Here is a 1843-nt window from a genome sequence, read left to right as displayed (position 1 = left end):
AGCGGGCATGGATCAACGACCCGGCCAAGCGCAGGGAGTCCACACCACAAACCTCATAGCGTCACGACCGTCTCACTGGACTTGAAATCTTCCGATCCACCCCTCGACACTCGCGTGCAACGGCGCCCAGGTGTCCGCGTGGATCCCGAACTCACCGGCCGGGCCGATCATGAATGCGTAAGGAACGGCGGTCCGCTGTCTGCCGGCCTCGAACCACCAGCCCTCGGATGACGTTCCTTCGGGGCAGTCAGCGTCAAAGTACTTCGGCCCTCCGTCGTACTGGGAGGCCGGCGGCAGGAGCAGGCCGCCCCAGTGCTCCTGATAGGCCGCCATGCGGTCAACGACATCCGCTGGGATTCCCCGATCAAGCCACCACTGCCTGTGCTGCTCGACAGACCGGGTATCGACCCTGATGCCGTGCACAGCGACAAAGGTGCGAGCCCGCCGAGTCAGCCCGCCGGGGAGGACATCCTTGATGAGGTTGAGATCCACCAGGGGGACGTTACCCGTAAAGCAGCGACGTACCGCAACCCCAGCGCCCGCCCGCGATCGGCAGCGGTCGCCATGGGCTCGACTTCGGCCGACATGACCGTGACCGACCGTTCTCTCTAGAGCTACGGATCAAAAGGTTGCAGCAGGCGAAGTCGGCCTGGCCGTGTGCCAAGCCGTCTCAGTTTCCGTCTCATTCAGCGAGGTTCATCGCCGTTCAGGCAGGACCATCCGTAGGGGGCGTCCCAGCGCTCACCCGCCCATGAACGCAGGTGAACGGCCCTGTACTCCGCCCAGCAAGGCACCAACAGACTTGGAAAGCGGGTGCCGATCGCCTACCGAACGATGCCCAATGCGAGCGCCTCATCAGGCATGGGAGTGGTAGCGGGCATCAGGGGTGGGCCAAGTGCGGTCCATGAAAGGCGGCCGGTCGATACGGTCGAAGCAGCGCACGAGGAAGTCGCAAAAGGTGCCCGCAGTCTCGAACCAACTGTTGCTCTCGCTGCCGACGACGATGCGCCACTCATCAGGGTTCGGTTCGATTGCGAGGAAGTAGTACTCGCTGCCGTGCTCGTCCGAACCCCAGGAGATAAGGCCGCCAGGATCGGGGTGGAAGGGATACGGATACAGGTCCGGGGCACTGAGTCGCGCCCGGCGCCAGTCCTCCAGCGACCACAACCGCTCCAACTCGGTGGCGTCGGCTTCCAGAGGCCGGCTCAGCGACAGGTAACCGTCGATGCTCCCCGGCCCATACAGATCAAGGAACGCTTTGTAGTCCGAGGGCAGTTCGACCCCCAGGTACTGCTCGGACGCCGTCCACAGACGCGGCCTGGCCCAACCCCAAGTCACCGGCTCACCCAGGAGCGCCCTGAGGCGGTCGAGCGACGACATCCGATCCTCCCAGCAGAACCGACCGACGCCTCATGGTGCACCATGAGGCCACTGAGCGCCCGCGGTGCAGTTGTACAGCAGCTCCGTACCGCAACCTCAGTAGACGACCCTGTCGGGTAGCGTCCCTCCGGGGCCTCGGTGCGGCCGGTATGACCGTCGTTGACCGATCCGGCTAGAGCTACGGATCAGAAGGTGTCGCGCCCCACCGACGCCCGAGACAGCGAGAGCCCGCGGGGAACACCGGGCACTCATCGGTGATCGGACAGCAGTACGACCCCCGACCAGAGACCAGGTCAGGAGTCGCTCTTGCACTTTCGAGCTTGACTCACCCATTGAGTAATCCGATCCCCTGACGGCGACTCCCCAAAGATCCTGCTGGCCAAATGTCGTGTCCTGAGGTGTGGGGATGCTGTTGGCACCGTGGTGGCTGGTCTCGTCGTTCCCGGTCGCTGGGGGTGGGAGT

The 1843-nt window shown here is 64.5% G+C and carries 2 protein-coding genes; both read right to left on the bottom strand.

Going from position 1 to position 1843, the window contains the following annotated elements:
* Positions 1-72: 72 nt before the first annotated feature.
* Positions 73-492 carry a hypothetical protein gene (locus ABT085_RS46115; protein WP_351623168.1) on the bottom strand — a complete coding sequence of 140 codons (420 nt, stop codon included), beginning with the start codon at positions 490-492 and terminating at the stop codon, positions 73-75.
* A 363-nt stretch (positions 493-855) separates the two neighbouring features.
* Positions 856-1380: an SMI1/KNR4 family protein gene (locus ABT085_RS46110; protein ID WP_351623166.1), complete on the bottom strand. Its 525-nt coding sequence runs from the start codon at positions 1378-1380 to the stop codon at positions 856-858.
* Positions 1381-1843: the final 463 nt, after the last annotated feature.

The organism is Streptomyces sp. NPDC002265, assembly GCF_040296125.1.
Taxonomy (GTDB): Bacteria; Actinomycetota; Actinomycetes; order Streptomycetales; family Streptomycetaceae; genus Streptomyces.
Note: the sequence above shows the minus strand (reverse complement) of the source record. Positions and strands in the feature narration are given on the sequence as shown.

What these genes read in the sequence shown, in the direction of transcription:
- ABT085_RS46110 (WP_351623166.1), bottom strand. Translation starts at nt 1,380, where the DNA reads ATGTCGTCGCTCGACCGCCTCAGGGCGCTCCTGGGTGAGCCGGTGACT.